22 protein-coding genes and 2 tRNA genes are annotated in these 20,580 nt (G+C 71.6%); 19 read left to right on the top strand and 5 right to left on the bottom strand.

Annotation, left to right across the window (positions count from 1 at the left end):
- Positions 1-44 precede the first annotated feature (44 nt).
- The 3 genes from ACFQRI_RS16940 to ACFQRI_RS16930 are packed head-to-tail and all read left to right on the top strand — an operon-like array spanning position 45 to position 3,062.
- Entirely contained in the window at positions 45-1,205 is a 1,161-nt protein-coding gene (locus ACFQRI_RS16940) for a PucR family transcriptional regulator (protein ID WP_380669647.1), read from the top strand.
- A 2-nt stretch (positions 1,206-1,207) separates the two neighbouring features.
- Positions 1,208-2,095: a 5-oxoprolinase subunit B family protein gene (locus tag ACFQRI_RS16935; RefSeq protein ID WP_380669645.1), complete on the top strand. Its 888-nt coding sequence runs from the start codon at positions 1,208-1,210 to the stop codon at positions 2,093-2,095.
- On the top strand, positions 2,085-3,062 hold the full coding sequence (locus tag ACFQRI_RS16930; protein WP_380669643.1) for a 5-oxoprolinase subunit C family protein: 978 nt from the start codon (positions 2,085-2,087) through the stop codon (positions 3,060-3,062). The genes ACFQRI_RS16935 and ACFQRI_RS16930 overlap by 11 nt, the downstream gene beginning before the upstream one ends.
- A 6-nt stretch (positions 3,063-3,068) precedes the next feature.
- On the opposite strand, the gene ACFQRI_RS16925 is transcribed toward ACFQRI_RS16930, so the two are convergent.
- On the bottom strand, positions 3,069-3,836 hold the full coding sequence (locus tag ACFQRI_RS16925; protein WP_380669641.1) for a LamB/YcsF family protein: 768 nt from the start codon (positions 3,834-3,836) through the stop codon (positions 3,069-3,071).
- 164 nt (positions 3,837-4,000) lie between these two features.
- Here ACFQRI_RS16925 and ACFQRI_RS16920 point away from each other — a divergent pair, with 164 nt between their 5' ends.
- The 9 genes from ACFQRI_RS16920 to ACFQRI_RS16880 all read left to right on the top strand — a co-directional run bounded on the left by ACFQRI_RS16920 (position 4,001) and on the right by ACFQRI_RS16880 (position 11,542).
- The gene (locus ACFQRI_RS16920) at positions 4,001-4,903 is read left to right on the top strand and encodes a 5-oxoprolinase subunit B family protein (RefSeq protein ID WP_380669639.1); all 903 of its coding nucleotides are present in this window, start codon (positions 4,001-4,003) and stop codon (positions 4,901-4,903) included.
- The gene (locus tag ACFQRI_RS16915) at positions 4,900-5,874 is read left to right on the top strand and encodes a 5-oxoprolinase subunit C family protein (protein WP_380669635.1); all 975 of its coding nucleotides are present in this window, start codon (positions 4,900-4,902) and stop codon (positions 5,872-5,874) included. The genes ACFQRI_RS16920 and ACFQRI_RS16915 overlap by 4 nt, the downstream gene beginning before the upstream one ends.
- Before the next feature lie 24 nt (positions 5,875-5,898).
- Positions 5,899-6,135 carry an acetyl-CoA carboxylase gene (locus ACFQRI_RS16910; protein ID WP_380669633.1) on the top strand — a complete coding sequence of 79 codons (237 nt, stop codon included), beginning with the start codon at positions 5,899-5,901 and terminating at the stop codon, positions 6,133-6,135.
- Complete coding sequence (locus tag ACFQRI_RS16905) at positions 6,132-7,466, top strand: acetyl-CoA carboxylase biotin carboxylase subunit (protein WP_380669631.1); 1,335 nt, start codon at positions 6,132-6,134, stop codon at positions 7,464-7,466. Before ACFQRI_RS16910 ends, ACFQRI_RS16905 begins: the two co-directional genes overlap by 4 nt.
- Positions 7,467-7,514: 48 nt before the next feature.
- Positions 7,515-8,345: a GNAT family N-acetyltransferase gene (locus ACFQRI_RS16900; protein ID WP_380669629.1), complete on the top strand. Its 831-nt coding sequence runs from the start codon at positions 7,515-7,517 to the stop codon at positions 8,343-8,345.
- A 115-nt stretch (positions 8,346-8,460) separates the two neighbouring features.
- Positions 8,461-9,687, top strand: a complete 1,227-nt coding sequence (locus ACFQRI_RS16895) for an MFS transporter (protein WP_380669627.1) — start codon at positions 8,461-8,463, stop codon at positions 9,685-9,687.
- An 88-nt stretch (positions 9,688-9,775) separates the two neighbouring features.
- Complete coding sequence (locus ACFQRI_RS16890; protein WP_380669625.1) at positions 9,776-10,012, top strand: DUF6158 family protein; 237 nt, start codon at positions 9,776-9,778, stop codon at positions 10,010-10,012.
- The gene (locus tag ACFQRI_RS16885; protein ID WP_380669623.1) at positions 10,005-11,348 is read left to right on the top strand and encodes an NAD(P)/FAD-dependent oxidoreductase; all 1,344 of its coding nucleotides are present in this window, start codon (positions 10,005-10,007) and stop codon (positions 11,346-11,348) included. The genes ACFQRI_RS16890 and ACFQRI_RS16885 overlap by 8 nt, the downstream gene beginning before the upstream one ends.
- A 121-nt stretch (positions 11,349-11,469) precedes the next feature.
- Positions 11,470-11,542 (top strand) — tRNA-Ala (locus ACFQRI_RS16880).
- A gap of 314 nt (positions 11,543-11,856) precedes the next feature.
- Here ACFQRI_RS16880 and ACFQRI_RS16875 read toward each other — a convergent pair.
- On the bottom strand, positions 11,857-12,249 hold the full coding sequence (locus ACFQRI_RS16875) for a cold-shock protein (protein WP_380669621.1): 393 nt from the start codon (positions 12,247-12,249) through the stop codon (positions 11,857-11,859).
- A 160-nt stretch (positions 12,250-12,409) separates the two neighbouring features.
- On the opposite strand from ACFQRI_RS16875, the gene ACFQRI_RS16870 reads away from it, so the two are divergent.
- The 3 genes from ACFQRI_RS16870 (at position 12,410) to ACFQRI_RS16860 (ending at position 14,011) form a co-directional block, all read left to right on the top strand.
- Positions 12,410-13,273, top strand: a complete 864-nt coding sequence (locus ACFQRI_RS16870) for a M15 family metallopeptidase (protein WP_380669619.1) — start codon at positions 12,410-12,412, stop codon at positions 13,271-13,273.
- A 100-nt stretch (positions 13,274-13,373) separates the two neighbouring features.
- The gene (locus ACFQRI_RS16865) at positions 13,374-13,604 is read left to right on the top strand and encodes a hypothetical protein (RefSeq protein WP_380669617.1); all 231 of its coding nucleotides are present in this window, start codon (positions 13,374-13,376) and stop codon (positions 13,602-13,604) included.
- 110 nt (positions 13,605-13,714) lie between these two features.
- Entirely contained in the window at positions 13,715-14,011 is a 297-nt protein-coding gene (locus ACFQRI_RS16860) for a hypothetical protein (RefSeq protein ID WP_380669615.1), read from the top strand.
- A 60-nt stretch (positions 14,012-14,071) separates the two neighbouring features.
- On the opposite strand, the gene ACFQRI_RS16855 is transcribed toward ACFQRI_RS16860, so the two are convergent.
- Positions 14,072-14,638, bottom strand: coding sequence for a TetR/AcrR family transcriptional regulator (locus ACFQRI_RS16855; RefSeq protein WP_380669613.1), 567 nt, complete (start codon positions 14,636-14,638; stop codon positions 14,072-14,074).
- A 204-nt stretch (positions 14,639-14,842) separates the two neighbouring features.
- Between ACFQRI_RS16855 and ACFQRI_RS16850 the strand changes: the two genes are divergently transcribed.
- The 4 genes from ACFQRI_RS16850 (at position 14,843) to ACFQRI_RS16835 (ending at position 19,123) form a co-directional block, all read left to right on the top strand.
- Entirely contained in the window at positions 14,843-16,603 is a 1,761-nt protein-coding gene (locus ACFQRI_RS16850; protein ID WP_380669915.1) for a BCCT family transporter, read from the top strand.
- Between the two features lie 309 nt (positions 16,604-16,912).
- Positions 16,913-18,295, top strand: a complete 1,383-nt coding sequence (locus tag ACFQRI_RS16845) for an LVIVD repeat-containing protein (protein WP_380669611.1) — start codon at positions 16,913-16,915, stop codon at positions 18,293-18,295.
- Positions 18,296-18,356: 61 nt separating this feature from the next.
- Positions 18,357-18,920 (top strand): DUF305 domain-containing protein, encoded by a 564-nt coding sequence (locus ACFQRI_RS16840; RefSeq protein WP_380669609.1) that lies wholly within the window; start codon positions 18,357-18,359, stop codon positions 18,918-18,920.
- Between the two features lie 130 nt (positions 18,921-19,050).
- Positions 19,051-19,123 (top strand) — tRNA-Ala (locus ACFQRI_RS16835).
- A gap of 160 nt (positions 19,124-19,283) precedes the next feature.
- Here ACFQRI_RS16835 and ACFQRI_RS16830 read toward each other — a convergent pair.
- Positions 19,284-19,658, bottom strand: a complete 375-nt coding sequence (locus tag ACFQRI_RS16830; protein ID WP_380669607.1) for a MerR family transcriptional regulator — start codon at positions 19,656-19,658, stop codon at positions 19,284-19,286.
- Between the two features lie 160 nt (positions 19,659-19,818).
- Positions 19,819-20,451 (bottom strand): TetR/AcrR family transcriptional regulator, encoded by a 633-nt coding sequence (locus tag ACFQRI_RS16825; RefSeq protein ID WP_380669604.1) that lies wholly within the window; start codon positions 20,449-20,451, stop codon positions 19,819-19,821.
- Positions 20,452-20,580 lie beyond the last annotated feature (129 nt).

The following is a 20,580-nucleotide window of genomic DNA, read 5'->3' as shown; positions in this document are numbered from 1 at the left end:
TCGCCGTAGTAGCGTTGCGGCGTTCGACCCAGGCGGGAGGTGGCGTGCGCTCGACACCGACCGAGACCGGCCCGGGGGTGCGGGAGATCGCCTCCGCGCTGGAGGCGCAGCGGTCGCTGATCGTCGCCGCGGGCTGCGGAGGTTCTCGAGCCGTGCTCGACTCGCTGGCGGGAGCCCTGGCCTGCTGGAGCTTGCTGCTCGACGAGCGCGGCGCCGCCCGGCACGCCTCGCCACCGGAGGCGCGCGGGCACGCCGAGCGGTTGCGCATGGACCTGGAACGCCTGGAGCTGGAGTCGCGCCGGCACGCCGCATCGCTGGACGTGGGAGGCGAGCAGGTCGCGCTGCTGCCCATCGGATCCGGTGACCGCGTCGACGGCTACTTGGCGGTCGGCCGCGAGCTGCCGCTCGGCAACGCCGAGCACGCGGTGCTGGCCGGTGCCGCCGGGCTGCTCTCGCTCGACCTGGCGCACGAGGACGCGATCGCCGAGGCGCGGCGCAGCGCGCGCGGAGCGGTGCTGCGGCTGGCCACCGGCGAGCACGCCGAGCTGGCCGGTTCGGTGGCGGGCACGCTCGGGGTCGCGCTGCCCGCCGCACCGGTGCGCGTCGCGGTGCTCGGCACCGACCGGCACGACCCGCTCGTGCTGCTCCGCGCGGCCGAGAACCACCCCGCGCTCAACCAGGCCAGCGCTCTCGTCGCCGCGCACGACCAGCGCACGGTGGTCGTCGTGCTGCCCGCGGCCGAGGGGGACCACCAGGTCCTCGAGGAAGTGCTGCACCAGGTCGGGGAGGCCCGCGGGGCGATCACCGACGGCGTGCCCTACCCGGAGCTGCCGGACGCGCTGCGGCTGGCCCGGTCGGTGTTCTTCGGCAGCGCCAACTCCGCGGATCGGCTGATGCCGGCCGAGGACGTCTCCACCACCGGGCTGCTGGCCCAGCTGGACACCCCCGGCGCGCGGGGCTGGGCGCAGGCGCTGCTGGAACCGCTGGACCGGCACGCCAGCAGGTCCAAGCTGGACCTGGTGTCGACCCTGCGGGTGTTCCTGGCCAACAACGGGCACGTCGACGCCTCGGCCTCCGCGCTGGGCATCCACCGGCACACCCTGCGCTACCGGTTGCGGCGCATCGTCGAGCTGCTCGGCACCGGTCTCGACGACCCGACGACGCGCGCCGAGCTCTGGCTCGCGCTGCGGTTGCGCGAGGAGTAGCGGTGTTCGGCACGTTCACCCCGCGGCACGGCCCGCTGGTGACCTACCGCCCGGCGGGGGACCGCTGCGTGCTGGTGGAGTACGGCGAGGCCGAGCCGGAGCTGGCGCTGAACTTCTTCGCGGTGCGCGCGCTGGCCGGCCTCCACCAGCACCCGCCACCGGGATTCGTCGACGCCGCACCGGGGTTCCGCTCGATCCTGGTGCGGTTCGACCCCGAGCGGTGCTCGCGGCAGCGGCTGCTGGACCACCTCTCGGAGCTGCACGAGCACCAGCCGGACGTTTCCTCGCTGGTGGTGCCGAGCCGGGTGATCTCGCTGCCGATCGCCTTCGACGACTCCGAGACCGGGCGCGCCGTCGAGCTCTACGCGCGATCGATCCGCTCCGACGCGCCCTACCTCGGCGAGGGCGGCAACATCGGCCACATCGCCGAGCAGAACGGGCTGGCCGGACCCGAGGAGCTGTTCGAGCGCGTGCTGGGCACCGAGTGGTGGACGGCCTTCACCGGTTTCGCGCCGGGCCTGCCGTTCACCTTCTCGCTCCGCGCGCCGACCGGGCTGTCCGTGCCGAAGTACAACCCGACCAGGGCCTGGACGCCGGAGGGCGCGGTGGGCATGGGCGGGCCGTGCCTGGCGGTGTTCCCGGTGGAATCGCCGGGCAGCTACCAGCTGATCGGCCGGACCGTGCCGATCTTCGACATGCTCGCGCGCAACCGCGCCTTCCGGGACGGCCCGTTCCTGTGCCGGGCCGGTGACCGGCTGCGGTTCGAGCGCGTGGCGGAGCCGGAGCTGGCCGACATCCGCCGCCGCGTGCTCGAGGACCGCTACGAGTACCTCGTCGAGGACGCGCCGTTCGCGGTGGCCGACTACCTCGGAGCCGGCGATGGCGGTTGAGTTCGTCCAGGTGGACACGCAGATCGGCGTGCAGGACTTCCCCGGGCGCGTCGGGCTGCAGGCGCAGGGCATGTTCCCCGCGGGGCCGATGGACCACCTCGCCTTCCGGTTGGCCAACGCGCTGGTGGGCAACGAGCCCGGTGCGGCGGCGCTGGAAGCGCCGATCGGGAGGTTCGCCGTTCGGCTGCACTTCTCCGGGCTGGTCGCGCTGTGCGGCGCCGACGGCGCCGAACCGACGCTCAACGGCGCGGCGGTGCCGATGTGGGAGTCGGTGGTCGTGCGCGAGGGCGACGTGCTGTCCTGCGGCGCCGCGCGCGGCCCGGGATTCCGCTTGTACCTGGCGGTTTCCGGCGGCTTGGACGTGCCGGTGGTGCTGGGCTCGCGGGCCCTGCACACGCTGGCCGGGATCGGCGGGTGGCACGGCAGGTCGGCGCTGCGCGGCGACCTCGTGCCCGTCGGACCGCAGCCCGCCGAGCACCGCCGCCGCCGGGTTCCGCAGTCGCTGCGGCCGGGCTACCACCGGGACTGGGAGGTCGAGGTCGTCCGCGGTCCCCAGGCCGATCCGGAATTCCTCACCGCGGCGGACTGGCGGGAGTTCACCTCGGTGCGCTGGCGGGTCAGCCTCAACTCCGGCCGCCTCGGCGTTCCGCTGAACCCGCACGACTTCCGGTGGGCGCGCAGCGGTGGCGGGTTCGCCGGCGACCACCCGTCGAACGTGCTCGACGCCAGCTACCCGCCGGGCGGGATCATCGTCAACGGCGACGTGCCCACCGTTCTCGGTCCGGACGGCACGACGTCGGGGGGCTTCACGGTCATCGCCACCGTCGCTCGCGCCGCGCTCTGGAAGATCGGTCAGCTGCGCCCGGGCGAGGACACCGTCCGCTTCCGCGAGGTCGGGCTCGCCGAGGCCGATGCGCTGGCGCAGCACACCGGCTTCGCCCTGGACCACCTCGAGGTGCTGCCGTGAGCCCGGTCAGCGGGCTGCCAGGACCTCGGCCATCGGTGCGAGGCGGACTCCCGCGGTGCCGAGGCGCGAGCGGACCTCCTCGGCGATCTCGACCGCGTTGGGCCGGTCGCCGTGCAGGCAGATGGTGTCCGCCTCCACCGCGATGCGCTTGCCGCTGACCGCGGTCACCCCGCCGTCGAGGATCTCCAGCACCCGGTCCGCGCAGGCGACCGGGTCCTTCGGCTGCGGATCCGGTTCGATGATGATGCGCCCCTCGTCGTCGTAGTCCAGGTCGGCGAACGCCTCGCGGGCCACGCGGAACCCGCGTTCGATGGCGCGCTCGGCCGTCGGACCGGCCAGCAGCACCACGATCAGCTGAGGGTCGATCGAGCGAACAGCCTCGGCCAGCGCGTCGGCGAGCTCGGGTTGCTTCATGGTCAGCCCGTAGAAGGCGCCGTGCGGCTTGACGTGCGCGACCGGTACCCCGGTGGCATCGGCGAAGGCCCGCAGCGCCCCGAACTGGTACAGGCACGCGTCGGCGGCCTCTGCGGGGGACAGCGCCATGGACCGCCGGCCGAAACCGGCCAGGTCCGGAAGTCCGGGGTGCGCGCCGAGCGCCGTCGAGCTCCGCAGGGCCAGCTCCACGGATCGGCGCATCGTGCCTGGATCGCCGGCGTGCCAGCCGCACGCCACGTTCACCGAGCTGACCAGCGGCAGCAGTTGCTCGTCGGCACCCAGCCGCCACCGGCCGAAGCTCTCCCCGGCGTCGGCGTTCAGGTCGATCAGCTTCTTCATCGGGCACCTCCGCACCCACCTTCGATCCGGCCGCGCGCAGCTGCAATTCGCCCGGTTGGCCAACGGCCCCACCGGAGGGTGGCCCGTTCGTCCAATAGCGGTGCGGGCGCTCAGGGGTGAAGGTGGGCGGCATCGGAAGCCACGGCGCGACCACTGGAGGCTTGGTGACTTCGACCGACCTGGTGCTACCACCCGCGCGCTACGAGTTCGGCGGCGACGAGTTCGTCTTCGTCGAGATCGACCAGGCCATGAGCCTGGAGGCGAACATGAAGGCCATGACGATCACCGGTGCCCTGCGCGAGCGGCAGCTCGAAGGCGTGGTGGACATCTGCCCGTCCAACGCCTCGTACATGGTCCGGGTCGACCCGGACGTGCTGCACCCCGGCGAGCTGGTGGAACTGCTGCGCTCGCTGGAGCGCGACGCGCAGCGGCTGCCCGCCGACCTGGTGATGCCCACCCGGTTGATCGACGTCCCGGTGCTCTACGACGACCCGTGGACCCGGGAGACCCTGATGCGGTTCCGGGACAACCACCAGGACCCCGAGGTCACCGATCTGGAGTACGCGGCGCGCATCAACGGCTTCTCCGGCGTGCCGCAGCTCGTCGACGCGCTGTCCGGCGCCCCGTACATCGTCACGATGCTCGGCTTCGTCCCGGGACTGCCGTTCTGCTACCAGATGGTTCCCCGCGACCGGCAGATCGAAGTCCCCAAGTACGTGCGGCCGCGGACCGACACGCCCGAGCGGGCCTTCGGCTACGGCGGTGCCTTCGCGGTGGTCTACCCGGTGCGCGGCGCGGGCGGGTACCAGCTGTTCGGGATGGCCCCGGCGCCGGTGCTCGACGCCTCGATGAGCCTGCCCGACTTCACCGAGCGCGAGGTGTTCCCGCGATCGGGCGACATCATCCGCTACCGGTCCATCGACGTGCCCGAGTTCGACCGGATCCGCGCCGAGGTGGAGGCGGGCACCTTCCGCTACCGGATCCGCGAGTTCGACTTCAAACCCGCCGAGTTCCTGGCCGATCCGGACGCGGTGAACAACGAGCTGCTGGAGGTGCTGTACCGGTGAGCGAAGTGATCGTGCGTTCCCCCGGCCTCTACACCACGGTGCAGGACTCCGGCCGGGACGGCCACTACGAGATCGGCATGCCGCCCTCCGGCGCGATGGACCAGTTCTCCTACCGCTCGGCGAACTTGCTGGTGGGCAACCCCGAGGGCGCGGCGGCGCTGGAGGCCACCTACATCGGCCCGAAGCTGGAGTTCACCGACGACCGGGTGGTCGCGGTGACCGGGGCGCAGGCCCCGCTCAGCCTGAACGACGAGCCGGTCCCGGGCTGGGAGGCGTTCCCGGTGCGCGCCGGTGACGTGCTGTCCTTCGCGATGATCAGCGCCGGCTGCCGGCTCTACGTCGCCGTCAGCGGCGGCGTCGACGTGCCCGAGTACCTGGGGTCGCGGTCCACCTACACGCTGACCGGGCTCGGCGGTTTCGAAGGGCGCAAGCTCGCCGAGGACGACCGGTTGCCGCTCGGGCCGTCCGCGAACGGGCGCGCGGGGGCCGCGGTCCCGGAGCACCTGCGCCCGGAGTTCGGCGCGTTCACCTCGGTCCGGACTGTGGTCGGGCTGTGCTCCTACCGGCTGACCGAGGCGGGCATGGATTCCTTCCTCGGCACCGAGTGGAAGGTCACCAAGGACGCCGACCGGGTGGGCTACCGGTTGCGCGGCGGCGAACTGGACTTCGTCGAGCGCGAGCAGCCCTTCGGCGCGGGCAGCGACCCGGCGAACGTGGTGGACCTCGGCTACCCGGTGGGCTCCATCCAGGTGCCCGGCGGGGACGAACCGATCGTGCTGCTCAACGACGCCGTCACCGGCGGCGGGTACGCCACGATCGGCACGGTGATCTCCACCGACCGCGATCGAGTCGCGCAGACCAAGACCGGCGATCGGGTGCGCTTCGAGCCCGTCGATCTGGAGCAAGCCCTGGCCGCCAGGCGCGACCGCGGGGAGCGGCTCGCCTCGGTGCGCTCGCTCGTGCAGTCCTGAGAACCCGCGTCACCAGGAGGAACGATGGAGACGATCAAGGCCACGATGCCCGGTGTGTTCTACCGCCGCCCGTCGCCCGAGGACGACCCCTTCGTGCCCGAGGGCAGCAGCGTCAGCCCGGGGCAGACCGTCGCGGTGATCGAGGTGATGAAGACCTTCAACGAGCTGAAGGCCGAAGTCGGCGGCACGGTCACCCGGTTCCTGATCGCCGACGGCGACGAGGTCGAGATGGGCCAGGACGTCGCGGAGGTGGACGGGTGAGCTCGCGCAGGGTCCTGATCGCCAACCGCGGCGAGATCGCGCTGCGCATCGTCCGGGCCTGCCACCACCTGGGATTGGAGGCGGTGGCGGCGCACTCGGACGCCGATGCGTCGGCGCGGTGGGTCGAGCTGGCCGACGACGCGGTCCGCCTGGGCGGTTCGCCCGCGGCGAAGTCCTACTTGGACGTCGACGCGGTGCTCCGGGCGGCCGACGAATCCGGCGCCGACGCGGTGCACCCGGGTTACGGGTTCCTCGCCGAGAACGCCGACTTCGCGCGGCGCGTGAGAGAGGCCGGCCTGGTGTTCATCGGGCCGAGCCCGGAGGTGATCGAGCGGATGGGCGACAAGGCCGCGGCCCGTCGCACGGCCCAGGAGGCCGGGGTCCCGGTGGTACCGGGAAGCGCGGCGCTCACCGACCCGTCCCAGGCCGCCGACGCGGCGGCCGAGGTCGGGTTCCCGCTGCTGGTCAAGGCCGCCGCGGGCGGCGGAGGCCGGGGCATCCGGCCGGTCTCGGACGCCGCCGAGCTCGCCGGGGTGCTGTCCACCGCGCAGGCCGAGGCCGGCGCCGCCTTCGGGGACGGCACGGTCTACCTGGAGCGGCTGGTGCCCCGCGCCCGGCACGTCGAGGTGCAGGTCCTCGCCGACCAGCAGGGCAACGTGGTGCACGCCTTCGAGCGGGACTGCTCGGTGCAGCGGCGGCGGCAGAAGCTCATCGAGGAGGCCCCGGCTCCCGGCCTGGCGCCGGAGACGCGAAGGGCGATGACCGAGGCGGCCGCGCGGCTGGCCGAGCACGTCGGGTACCTGGGCGCCGGGACCGTCGAGTTCCTGCTCGGGCCGGACGGCGAGTTCTTCTTCATCGAGATGAACACCCGCATCCAGGTCGAGCACCCGATCACCGAGTGCGTCACCGGGGTCGACCTGGTGACCGAGCAGCTGCGGGTCGCGGCGGGCGAGCCGCTGAGCGCGAGGCAGGAGGAGATCGAGCTGCGCGGCGCGGCGATCGAGCTGCGCATCAACGCCGAGGACCCCGAGCAGGACTTCCGGCCCTCCCCGGGCGATCTCGTCGCCTTCGATCCGCCGGGCGGGCCCGGGGTGCGGGTGGAGACCGGGTTCGCGGCCGGCGACCGGATCAGCCCGTTCTACGACTCGATGATCGCCAAGCTGATCTGCTGGGCCCCGACGCGTTCCGAGGCGATCGCCCGCGCGCGGCAGGCCCTGACCGAGCTGCGGGTGGACGGCGTGCCCAGCACCACGTCGCTGCACGCCGAGCTGCTCGACGACGCCGAGTTCGTGGCGGGCGAGGTGCACACGAGCTGGTTGGAGAACCGCTGATCCGAACCGCGCGGCGCCGGTTCGGGCTCGCGCCGCCGCCGGGGGAGAATGTCCGGCGTGGATCCGCTGCACGACCCCGATGACGAAGCGCTGCTCGACCCCCGGCAGGCGCGCGATCTCGCCGGGCTGGTCGAGACCGCGCGGCTGGCCTCGGCCGCCGTGCGGTACGGGCTGCGCACCCAGGTCGGGGTGGCGACCGTCGTGCTCAACCAGGACAACCCGCTGCCGACGGCCAACCACGCGTGCGCGCTGTGGGGAACCGGGGCGCAGGTGGCCAGCACGATGATGCGGCTCGAAGAGGTCTTCGCCGAGGCCGGGCGCTCGGAGGCGATCGTCTACGCCTCGCCGACCACCGTCGGCGACATCGAGGGCATCGCCGACGACACGCTGTGGCGCGCCGTCGAGGAGCAGGTGGTCATGCTGCACCGGGTCCGCGACGACGTCGCCGACGAGACGCGCCCGGTGGAGGACGCCGACCTGCCCGGGGTGGTCGAGCTCTACGGCGACGAGACCGGGCTGGCCGAGGAGGGCGAGCGGCTGCTCACCCGCAACCTCGGCCACCGCATCGACGAGGCGCGGTCGGTGCTGCTGGCCGTCGACGACCCCGGGGCGGACCGCATCGCCGGGTTCGTGCAGGCCTTCGCGGAGAAGGGCGTCGGGCTGATCGAGCAGGTCGTGGTGCGCCCCGGCCGGCGCAGGCGGGGCATCGGGCGCCAGCTGGTCGCCGCCGCGGTCGAGGAGCTCCGCAGGCGCGGCGCGCTTCTCGTCGCCGCGCACGCCGAGGAGGGCGGGACCACCGAGCGCTTCTTCGAAGCCGCGGGGTTCGAGATCGCCTACGGCGTGACCGCCTACGCCCGCCGGATCGACGAGCTGCTGTGACGACCGGTCTCGTCCCGGCGGAGAAGTTCCAGGGCACGGCCTCGGCGGAATGCGCGGAGCCCCGGCGGCGTTGGTGAGGTCTGCTCAGAACGTCTAACCAGCTGGGAGGGGACGGGTGTCGACGACCTCGGTGCCGGAGGAGAGCACCAACCGAGAACCGGGGCTTCGGGACCTACCCCGCGAGACCTGGGTGCTGGTGGCGGGCGGCTTCATCGTCGCGGTCGGCATGGGCATCGTCTCGCCCGCGCTGCCCGCCTTCGCCACCAGCTTCGACGTCGGCGTCACCGCGGCGAGCTTCATCATCAGCGCCTTCGCCCTGATGCGGCTGCTGTTCGCCCCGGTCAGCGGGCGACTGGTGACCGCGCTGGGGGAACGGCGGATCTACTCGCTGGGCATCACCATCGTCGGCATCTCCAGCACCGCCTGCGCCTTCGCGGACTCCTACTGGCAGCTGCTGGTCTTCCGCGCGCTCGGCGGCATCGGCTCGACGATGTTCACCGTCTCCGGCGTCGGCCTGCTCATCCGGCTCGCCCCGCCGCACCTGCGCGGGCGCGCGTCCGGGCTGTGGGCCACCAGCTTCCTGCTGGGCAACATCTCCGGACCCATCGTCGGCGGCCTGGTCGTGGCCTACTCGCTGCGGCTGCCGTTCATCACCTACGGCGTCGCGCTGTTCATCGCCGCGTTCCTCGGCTGGTTCCTGCTGCGCAAGTCCACCCTCGCCGCTCCGGTCCGGGACGACGAGACGCCGAACATGCGCCTCGGCGAAGCCCTGCGCGACCGCGCCTACATCGCGTCCCTGCTGTCCAACTTCGGGAACGGCTGGGCCGTGCTGGGCGTGCGGCTGGCGCTGGTGCCGCTGTTCGTGGTCGAAGCGCTCGACGCCCCGGAGTCGATGTCCGGCGTCGCGCTGTCGGTGTTCGCCGCGGGCAACGCCGGCGTGCTGCTGCTGTCCGGCCGGGTCGCCGACAAGGTGGGCCGCAAGCCGATGGTGCTCAGCGGCCTGCTGGTCGCCGGGCTGGCGACCGCCGCGATGGGCATGACCACCTCGGTCCTGGCCTTCCTGGTGCTCTCCGCGATCGCCGGGATGGGTGCGGGCGTGCTCAACCCCGCGCAGAACGCGGCGGTCGCCGACGTCATCGGCTCGAAGCGCCGCGGCGGGCCCGTGCTGGCCACCTTCCAGCAGGCCGCCGACTTCGGCCAGATCGTCGGGCCGCTCGCGGCGGGCGCGCTGGCCGACGCCGCGTCGTTCCAGGCGGCGTTCGCGGTGACCGGCTCGGCGATGCTGCTCGGCCTGCTGGCGTGGCTGGGAGCCCCGGAGACCCGCCCCAAGTCGAACCGGTAGGTGTTGATCGCCCGCGAAACGGGTAACCGGGGCCAAACGCCGCGACCGGCGGCGTTTGAGGTTTCGCCTGCCCGCGGGAGGAACGGCCATGCACACCACCGGTATCCCCGGACACGAGCTCACCGAGGAGCTCCTGCTGCGCGAGTTGCGGCACCTGCACAACACCCGGCACGAGACGTTCCTGCACGGCTCTCCCGACGCGCTGCGCGAGCACACCGCGCGCACCTTCGAGCTGGAGCAGGAGTACCTGCGCAGGCACCCGGAGCGGGACGTCGACCCGCGACGCACCCGCTCCGGCTCGCGAGGGGAGCCGCAGCATGCCTGAGCCGCGGGTGATGATCATCGGAGGCGGGCACGTCGGCCTCACCCTGGCCCTGCGGCTGCAGAAGAAGCTGAGCGAGGGCGAGGCCAGGGTGACCGTGATCGACACCCAGCCGCACATGACCTACCAGCCGTTCCTGCCCGAAGCGGCCGCGGGCTCGCTGGAGCCCCGCCACGTCGTGGTGCCGCTGCGCGCGGCGCTGCGCAAGTGCGAGGTGCTGACCGCGCAGGTCACCGGCATCGATCACGAGCGCAAGAAGATCACCGCGACCCTCGGCGACGGCAAGCCCGGCGAGCTGGACTACGACTACCTGGTGGTGGTGCCCGGTTCGATCTCCCGGGCGCTGCCCATCCCCGGGCTGGGGGATCAGGGCGTGGGTTTCAAGACCATCGGCGAGGCGATCTTCCTGCGCAACCACGTGCTGTCCCGGCTGGACATCGCCGCCAGCACCGGTGATCGGGACCTGCGCAAGCGCCTGCTGACCTTCCTGTTCGTCGGCGGCGGCTACGCGGGCATCGAGGCCATGGCCGAGCTGCAGAGCATGGCCCGCTACGCGCTGCGCGCCTACCCGCAGCTCTCCGAGCGCGACATGCGCTGGGTCCTGGTGGAGGCGATGGGCCGGATCATGCCCGAGGTCAGCCCGCCGATGGGCGAGTACACCCAGCGGCAGCTGGAGTCCATGGGCATCGAGGTCAAGCTCAACACCACGGCGGAATCGCTGGTCGAGGGCCACGCGGTGCTCTCCGACGGCGCCGAGTTCGACACCGACACGATCGTGTGGACCGCGGGCGTCAAGCCGCACCCGATGCTGGAGAACAGCGACCTCCCGCGGGACGGCAAGGGGCGGCTGGAGTGCTCCACCAAGCTGCAGGTCCGCGGCGCCGACGTCGTCTTCTCGGCGGGCGACTGCGCGGCCGTTCCGGACCTGACCAGCTCGGACCCGGACGCGCTGTGCAGCCCGTCGGCCCAGCACGCCGTCCGGCAGGCCAAGGTGCTGGCCGACAACCTGGTCGCCAAGCTCCGCGGCGAGCAGCTGATCGACTACAAGCACAAGCACGCGGGCTCGGTGGCGGGCCTGGGCCTGTTCCGGGGAGCCGCGGAGGTCTACGGCATCAAGCTCAAGGGCCTGCCCGCGTGGCTGCTGCACCGCGGGTACCACCTAGCCAAGATGCCCACGGTCTCCCGCAAGGCCCGCATCCTCGGCGACTGGCTCATGGAACTGCCGTTCCGGCGCCAGGTCGTCGCCCTCGGCGAACTGCACGACCCGCGGGCCGAGTTCGTCAAGGCGGCCAACACCCGGGGCCTGCCGAAATCCAGGGGAACCAGCGCGGCGGGCTGATCACCGCAGGTCAGCAGGGGGTTCGGCGTCGTTCCGGACCCCCTGCGAACCGCGCCGAACGGCTGTTGTACTGTATTGGTGCAAGGGATGAGCCACGGCGAATCCCGAGCCAGCAGAACACGGGGCTATGGCGCAGCTGGTAGCGCACTTGACTGGCAGTCAAGGGGTCAGGGGTTCGAATCCCCTTAGCTCCACGCACGGACGGCGAGTGCTCGTGGAGCACTCGCCGTTTTGCGTTCCGCCGTGACTTTGCGGGGCCGAGCCCCGCAGACCCCGCGGTGCGAGCTCCTCCTGACGCAGCGTGGTCGCGTTGATCGCGGACCAGCTCAGGACGCGGGTTGCAATGGGCTCCCGCGAGGTCCACCGGATCGCTCGTCGCGCGAGCGGCTCCTGTCGAGGCCCTTTCCGCTGTTCAAGGCGGGAGCGGCCTTCTCGTTGCTGCGTGCTGGTGAGTTCGGGGCGGGCCGGTTGGGTCCGGTGATCTCGACCCGGTCCTCCGGTGCCGGTGTCACCCGAACACGCTGATGACCACCAGCGCGATCACGGCGGGGACGCCCATGCAGACCATCAGCCCTCCGAACAGGACGACGATCTTTTCCTGGGTCCCGAGTTGCCGGAATCTGCCGATCAGGTCGAACTTCGGCTTCGTTCGGCCGCGAACCGGCGTGCCGCCCGGCGCGCCCGGGACGGCGACGTCGCTGAGCGGCACGACGCAGGACGCTTCGGGACCCCTGGCGCCCCGCACGAGCGCGTAGGAGACGCGCTGGCCGCTGTCGAGGGACTTGTAGCCGGTCATCTGGACGGCGCTGTGGTGCACGAACAGGTCGGGGCCACCGTCGTCGGGCGTGATCATGCCGTAGCCCCGGTCGCTCAGGTACCAGTGGACGACGCCTTCGGCCATGATGTCCCCAGATCGGCTCGCGGTGATCGCAGAGTAGGTGGCGGCAGGGCCGTTGTGAAGGCTGCCGGGCGAGCCCGCGGCAGTTCGGCCGGAAATCGCACCGGCTCTGGGGTGCGATTTCCGGCCAAACTGCCTGGGGATTCGCCGCTATCGTGGCGGGATGGTGGTTGCTTCTCGGCGGTTGGCCCTGGTGGTGGCGCTGGCGCTGGTGACGGCGGGGTGCGGTGGCACCGCGCCGCCGGCCCCGGCACCACCGGCCACTCCTCCGCCGGCCGCCTCGGCGCCCGCCCCGCCGCCGGCCCCGGCGCCGCCGCCGGTCGTCGAGCGCGCTCCCGAGGGGTTCGTGCTGCTGCGCGACGTCGCGCCTTCGATCGTCGAGGACGTGCGGTACGCGACCGCGCACAACTTCACCGGGGTCCCGGTGCGCGGTTACGACGAACCCCGGTGCGTGGTGACCCGGCCGCTCGCCGAGGCGCTGCGGGCCGCGCAGGAGCAGCTCAGGAGCACCGGGCACGGGCTCAAGGTCTACGACTGCTACCGGCCGCAGCGGGCGGTGGACCACTTCGTCGAGTGGGCGAAGGACGTCGACGACCAGCGCATGAAGCGCGAGTTCTACCCGGGGCTGGAGAAGTCGCGGCTGTTCGCCGAGGGGTACATCGCCGAGAACTCCGGGCACAGCCGGGGCAGCTCGGTCGACCTGACGCTGGTGCGGCTGCCCGCCCCTCCGCAGCGGCGGTACGAGCCAGGTGAGCCGCTGACCCCGTGCACCGCCCCCGTCGAGCAGCGGTTCCCGGACAGCGGCGTCGACATGGGCACCGGCTACGACTGCTTCGACAGCCTCTCGCACACCGACGACCCGCGAGTCGGCGCGGAGGCCCGGGCCAACCGGGACCGGTTGCGCGACGTGCTCACCTCGGTGGGCCTGGAGAACTACGAGTACGAGTGGTGGCACTACAACCTGCCGGAGGAGCCGTTCCCGGACCAGTACTTCGACTTCCCGGTCAGCAGCGCCGCCTTCCGGTGAACCGCCGCGCGGCCCGCGTCCGGGACTTTCGACTCAGGCGCGGGCGCGTGACTTGCGGTGATGTGGTGGTGACGGAGCAGAGCGGGAGAAGGGGGTCGCCGTGGGTCGTGGTTTCTCCGGTGAGGTCGCGGAGTGGAGCGTTGTCGAGCCCGTGTGGGGACTGCGGGAGATCGCCGCGTACTTGCACGTCAGCGCCGAGGAGGCGCTGCGGCGACTGCGCGCCTGCGGCCTGGTGGCCGCCACGCCGGGGCCGGGGGAGCCCCGGTGGTCCGCGCAGGCCGTCATCGACGCCCGAGCGCGGCTCGGGGCCTTCGTGCCGCACCCGCGCTGACCAGGGATGACCGCTCGGGCTGCGGGAAGCGCGGGCGAGTCCTAGCGTGATGGCGTCGGCCGCTGCCGCGGCCGGCGCCTAACCGCGTCACCGATGGTCGGGTGAGAAGGATGACCAACGCGCACGTCGAGCACGCCGGGCACGAGCACGTCCACGGGGACGGCTGCGGGCACGTCGCGATCCCGCACGGCAACCACGTCGACTACGCGCACGACGGGCACCTGCACCGCGCCCACGACGGGCACTTCGACGAGTGCGAGCCGGAGGGGCACGAGAGCCACGACGGCCACTCGCACCAGCACGGCGAGGGCTGCGGGCACGTGGCCGTCCCGCACGGCGACCACGTCGACTACCTGCACGGCGGGCACCGCCACGCGGCGCACGGCGACCACTACGACGAGCACTAGACCGAGCGGAGCGCAGCGCGAACGTCCACGGGCGTTCGCGCCCTTCCTGCGCGGGCCGGTTCAGCTGAGCAGGTCGCGGGCGATCTCGCGGGCCTCGGCGAGCAGGCCCTTGCCGTGGATGCCGTGGTGGGCGAAGGCGCCCTCCAGGAGCAGGAAGAGGTGCCGGGCCAGGCGCTGCGGGTCGTCCGCCGCGGGCCGGTCCTCGGCGATGAGCTCGCGGAGGCGGTCCTCGACGGCCTGCTTGTGGTTGCGGATGATCGCGTAGGCCGGGTGCTCGGCGGACAGCTCGGCGGCGGCGTTGAGGAACGCGCAGCCGCGGGTGATGGTGCGGGCGTCCTCGGCGTAGACGTCGAAGAGGGTCAGCGCGCGGGGCGGCTCGGCCGCGGCGAGGCGCTCCTCCAGGGCCTGCCACCACTCGCCGTGCCGGTTCTTCAGGTAGGCGGCCACCAGGGCGTGCTTCGACCCGAAGTTGTTGTAGAGGGTGCGCTTGGTGACGCCCGATTCCGCGGCGATCGTGTCCACCCCCACCGCGTGGATGCCGCGGTCGTAGAACAGCTCGGAGGCGACTTCGAGTATCCGCCGGGACCTCGGGGTCAGCTCGTGGATGTCGGCTACCTCGTGCGCCACGCCCCCCACCTTGACTTTCACAGATCGGTGTAAATAGCCTGTGGCTCGAATTACACAGGTCAGTATAGATGGCGCGATGCCGGCGCTCGTTCGCGGTGACCTCGCGACCGGCAGCGCGCCGACGCGGCACCCCCGATGCCGATCGCCGCGTGGAAAGCGAGGGTATTCGTGGTTTCGCCACCGCAAGCAGCGTCGAACTCCTTGGTGACCGCCTGGCGCGGCCTGTCCAAGCCGGTGTTCGTCCCGTCCGTGCTGGTCATCGTCGCCGCGCTGGTCGCCGCCACCTGGTACGGCGCCGCCTACGGCGAGGACGCCGAGACCGCGTTCACCGACCTGCGGGACGCCATCGGCTCGACCGTCGGCTGGTGGTACGTCCTGGTGGTCACGACGTTCCTGGTCTTCGCGTTCTGGGCGGCGCTGTCCAGGGTGGGCGGCGTCCGGCTCGGCCGCGACGACGAGCGGCCGGAGTTCTCCCGGTTCTCCTGGTTCGCCATGCTGTTCTCCGCGGGCATGGGCATCGGCCTGATCTTCTGGGGCGTGGCCGAGCCGCTGAACCACATGATGTCCCCGCCGGACATCGCGGGCGTGCGGCCCGGCAGCGAGGAGGCCAGCCGCGCCGCCATCGGGCAGGCGCTGTTCCACTGGGGTCTGCACGCCTGGGGCATCTACGTCGTGATCGGCCTCGGCCTGGCCTACATGTCCTTCCGCCGCGGGCGCCCGCTGTCGGTGCGCTGGCTGCTCGAACCGGTCCTCGGCCGCAAGCTCGTCGAGTCCTGGGCCGGGCACGTCATCGACGTGTTCGCCATCGTCGGCACGATCTTCGGCGTGGCGACCTCGCTCGGTCAGGGCGCCCTGCAGATCCAGGCCGGGCTGGCCCACCTGGGCTGGTTCGAACCCTCCGGCGGCCTGCTGCTGGGCCTGGTCCTGCTGATCACCGCGGCCGGGACGCTGTCGGTGGTCTCCGGCCTGAACAAGGGCGTGCTGTGGCTGTCCAACGCCAACATGTCGCTGGCCGCGCTGCTGGCCGTCGGCGTGCTGCTGATCGGGCCGACGGTGTTCCTGCTGCAGTCGGTGGTGCAGAACACCGGCGAGTACGCGCAGACGATCCCGCAGCTGATGTTCGTCACCGGCGCGGGCGCCACCGACGGCTGGTCGCTGAGCTGGACGCTGTTCAACCAGGCCTGGTTCCTCAGCTGGGCGCCGTTCGTGGGCATGTTCATCGCGCGGATCTCGCGCGGCCGCACCATCCGCGAGTTCGTCCTCGGGGTGCTGCTGGCGCCCACGGCCATCGCGATCGCGTGGTTCACCATCTTCGGCAGCAGCGCGCTCCGGCAGCAGCTGCAGGACGGCTCGATGGTCGGCGCCGACGGCTCGATCGACAGCGACACCGCGCTGTTCACGTTCTTCGAGAACCTCCCGGTCGGCGCGGCGGGCGCGATCGCGCTGTCGCTGGTCGCGATCGTGGTGATCACGCTGTTCTTCGTCACCTCGTCGGACTCCTGCTCGCTGGTGGTCGACGTGCTCTCGCACGGCGGGCGCACCGAGACCCCGCGGATCACGCGGTTGTTCTGGGCCGTGGTCATCGGCATCGCGGGCGCCCTGCTGCTGCTCGCCGGTGGCGAGGCGGCGCTGACCGTGCTGCAGGTCAGCTCCATCGCCAGCGCCGCGCCGCTGTCGGTGATCTACGCGCTCGCGGTGGTCGCGCTGACCCGGATGTTCCGCTACGAGGCCGCCATCATGCCGCGCTACGTGCGCGTCCGGGCGCGGGAAGGGGCCGCGCCGAAGGTGCTGGCCGTGCGCGACATCCCGGCCGATGAGGCCACTGTGGACGGCGAGGGTTCGCTGAGCTGGAACGAGTCCCGCGCGGTCGAGGACCCGATCGCCGGCGAGGTCTTCGAGACCCCGGAGTTCGCCGCCTCCGCGGTCGCCGCGGAGCGCGAACCCGAGGAGCTCGTCCGGAGGTGAGCGGATCGGCGAGAACCCGCCACGGAAACCCGTGGCGGGTTCTCGCCAGCGCGCCGCGGTTCCCGCGCAGACCACCGGAAAGTGCTCCACACGGGGCTGCTTAGGCATGCCTTCGTTGCTGGCGGCGCTGGACCGTTCGGCGCAGCGCCGACTGCGACGAACGTGCGTTTTGTCTGGTATTCACCGGGTATTGGTTCGAACACTCCCTGTTGGAATCCCTTCGGGCGTGCAACTATCTCGCCGGAAAATCCGGGATTTTCCGGCTCGCTCGACGAGTCCTGTTCTGGGGATTTCAGGGAGGTTGACCGAATGCTGGAGTTACGTGGCCGGCGGAGATCTCGCAGGCCGCTCGTGCTCGGCTTGGCCGCTGCCATCGCGGGACTGGCGCTGATCGCACCGTCCTCCGCGGCCCAGCCACCGGGTGACGACGTGCAGCACAGCAACAACGTCCAGCCGGTGGCCAACGTGCCGCGCCAGGGTCCGCTCGCCGAATCGACCCACAGCGACCTGGCCTTCTTCAAGAACTACGCCTTCCAGGGCAGCTACGACGGCTTCACCGTCTACGACATCTCCAACCCGCGGAAGCCCGAGACGGTCACGCAGGTGGCCTGCCCCGGCGGGCAGGGCGACGTGTCGGTCAGCCCGGACGGGAACCTGCTGTTCATGTCGGTGGACTACGCGCGCACCGACGACACCTGCCAGAGCGAGCAGGGCTCCTACCAGGATCCGAACTCCTGGGAGGGCATGCGGATCTTCGACATCAGCGACAAGGCGAACCCGAAGTACGTCAAGGGCATCAAGACCAACTGCGGTTCGCACACCCACACCATGGTGCCGGGCAAGAGCGGCGACGACCTCTACCTCTACGTGTCCTCGTACAACCCGGACCCGGCGTTCCCGAACTGCCAGCCGCCGCACGACTCGATCTCCATCATCGACGTGCCGGCCGGTGACCCGGCGGGCGCCGAGGTCGTGGCCGAGCCGGTGCTGTTCCCGGACGGCGGCGCGCCCGGAACCGCGGGCTGCCACGACATCACGGTGTTCCCGAACAAGGACCTGGCCGGTGGCGCGTGCATGGGCGACGGAGCGCTGATCGACATCTCCGACCGGGTCAAGCCGAAGGTGATCACCACCGTGGAGGACCCGAACTTCGCCTTCTACCACTCGGCGACGTTCACCAACGACGGCAAGAGCGTGCTGTTCACCGACGAGCTCGGCGGCGGCGGTGCGCCGACCTGCAACGAGCAGACCGGGCCGACCCACGGCGCGGACGCGATCTACAACATCACCGGCTCCGGTGCCGACCGCAAGCTCGAGTTCCAGAGCTACTACAAGATCCCGCGCCACCAGGCCGACACCGAGAACTGCGTGGCCCACAACGGGAACCTGATCCCGATCCCGGGCCGCAACGTCTACGTGCAGTCCTGGTACCAGGGCGGTGTGTCGTTCTTCGACTTCACCGACAAGACCGCTCCGAAGGAGATCGGCTACTTCGACCGCGGTCCGGTCGACGAGAACAACCTCGTCCTCGGCGGCTCGTGGTCGGCGTACTACTACAACGGCTACGTCTACTCCAGCGACATCACGCGGGGTCTGGACGTGATGAAGATCAGCGGTCCCGGAATGGGGCAGGCCGAGCAGGTCAAGCTGGACGTCCTCAACCCCCAGACGCAGTACGCGTACCCCGAGTGATCCACCCTGCCGCCGGGTCCGGACCGGGCCCGGCGGCAGCCCGTTCGGAAGGACGCAGCCGATGTTCCTGCGGAAGCTCTCCCTGCTGGTGGTCCTGCTGGTCGGCCTGCTCGGCGCCGGCACCGCGAGCGCGGCCACCCAGAACTACAACGACGTCGACGCCGAGTTCACCCGCATGATGATCCCGCACCACTACCAGGCGATCGTCATGTCCGAGCTCGCGCCCGACCGCGCGGCCGACCCCGAGCTGAAGTCGCTGGCCGACCGCATCCGCACCGAGCAGCGCCTGGAGATCCAGATGATGCAGGGCTGGCAGGGCCGCAACGGCCTGCCGGTCACCGATCCGGAGACCGCCTACCAGGAGCTGCTGGCCAACCCGGACATGCTGGAGCAGATGGGCATGGCCACGAAGGAGGAGATGGACCGGCTCGCGAGCCTGTCCGGTGCCGACTTCGACCGGTTCTACCTGGACCTGATGATCCCGCACCACGACGGCGCGGTCCGCATGCTGCGGCACGTGATCCTCAACGGCAGCGATCACGAGCTCAACCAGATGGCCCAGGACATGATGTCCACCCAGAAGGCGCAGCTCGAGATCATGCACGACATGCGCGAACGCATGTGAGTCCCGCCCGGGCCGCCCGCGGCGGCCCGGGCCCATCGCGCCACCGGCCCCCCTCGTCGAGCCGTCGACGGGCTGATGTATCGTACGGACGCAAGGGATGAGCGATGAACATCCCGGAACAACCGAACACGGGGCTGTGGCGCAGCTGGTAGCGCACTTGACTGGCAGTCAAGGGGTCAGGGGTTCGAATCCCCTCAGCTCCACGCGATGGGTGGCGGGTGCTCGCGAAGAGCGCTCGCCACTTTTGCGTTCCGCGAGTTCCTCGGCTTGGCGGGCGCTGGGCGCGTAGCAGTTCGGCCCGGAATCGCACCCCCAGGGGGAGCGCGATTTCGGGCCAAACTGCGGTCGACGTCGCGTCGTCGGTCACCCGGGGGCGTGGTTGCGCAGCGTGCTGGCGAACTCCTCGGCGATGCGCAGCTTCGAGCGGAGCTTCTCGCAGGCGCGCTCGGCGTCGGCGGTGAACTCGGCCAGCCTGCCGTCCGGGTCGTCGAGCTCCGGGTCGTCGGGCTTGGGGTCGAGGATGGCCAGCAGCTCGCGCATCTCGTCGAGCTGGAAGCCCAGCGGCTTCATCCGCATGATCAGCTGCAAGCGCTGCACGTCCGGCTCGGTGTAGAGGCGGAAGCCGCCGGGACTGCGATCGCTCGGCACGACCAGGCCGACCTCCTCGTAGTACCGGATCGTCCGCAGCGACAGCCCGGTGCGCTCGGCGACCTCGCCGATCTGCATCTGCTCGCCCAAGCCGGTTTCCCCTCCGTCGTCGCGCCTCCGGTGGCCCTCGACATTACCCGCGCCGCTCCGGTCCGGTCGGCGCAGCCGGACCACCGCGACCGAGCGGCACCGGCCGAGCCCGCCGCGGAGCTCGGCGAGGGACGCAGGACTCGTCGCGTCCTGCCGCCGGCTAGTACGGCAAGCCCTCGGCGGCGGCGCGCAGGGCGGTGCGCAGGCAGGTGGCCAGCTCCTCGGGGCCCGCGTCGGGGTCGGTGGCGCAGCGCTGGGCGAAGTCCTCGGCCGCGGCGCGCAGCGCGCCGTTGATGGTGGCCGCGTGGACCTTGATGCGCAGGTCGTCCGGGCTCGCTCCGGATCGCTCGGCGAGCGCTCCGGACAGCACCGGCAGCGCGTCGTCGTGCGCCTGCAGCCAGACCGCGCGCAGCGCGGGTTCGGTGCGGGTCATCCGGATCAGGTCGAGCACGGCGCCATCGACCTCGGGCAGCGCGCCGCGCGCGCAGGACTCGGTCAGGAACTCCAGCAGACCGGTGTCCGGTGGCCAGTGGCGCAGCCGCTCGGTGACCGCCTCCAGGCTCTCGGCCAGCAGCGGGCGAACGCAGCTCTCCTTGCTGGGGAAGTGCCGCCACAGCGTGCGCGTGGAGATGCCCACCGCGCGGGAGATCTGCTCGCCCTTGGTGGCGGCCACGCCCCGGGCGGTGAACAGCTCGACCGCGGCCCGCGCGATGTCCAGGCGCAGCGCTGCCCTTCGCCGATCGGTGAGCGACGGCAGGGCCGCCGGATCGCCGGATGTCGCTTCGTCGTTCAATCAACGCTCCCGTACCGCCGGTCGTCGCATTCTACGTCCGGACCGGATTGGCGCAGAAGGACGTCTTGTCGCTGAGTGACATCCTGCCTAGGCTTCCCTCGAAGTGACTCGCCAGTAACCGAGGCGCCA

The organism is Saccharopolyspora griseoalba (genome assembly GCF_042665275.1).
Taxonomy (GTDB): domain Bacteria; phylum Actinomycetota; class Actinomycetes; order Mycobacteriales; family Pseudonocardiaceae; genus Saccharopolyspora; species Saccharopolyspora griseoalba.
This window is presented reverse-complemented; position numbering and strand designations above follow the sequence as displayed.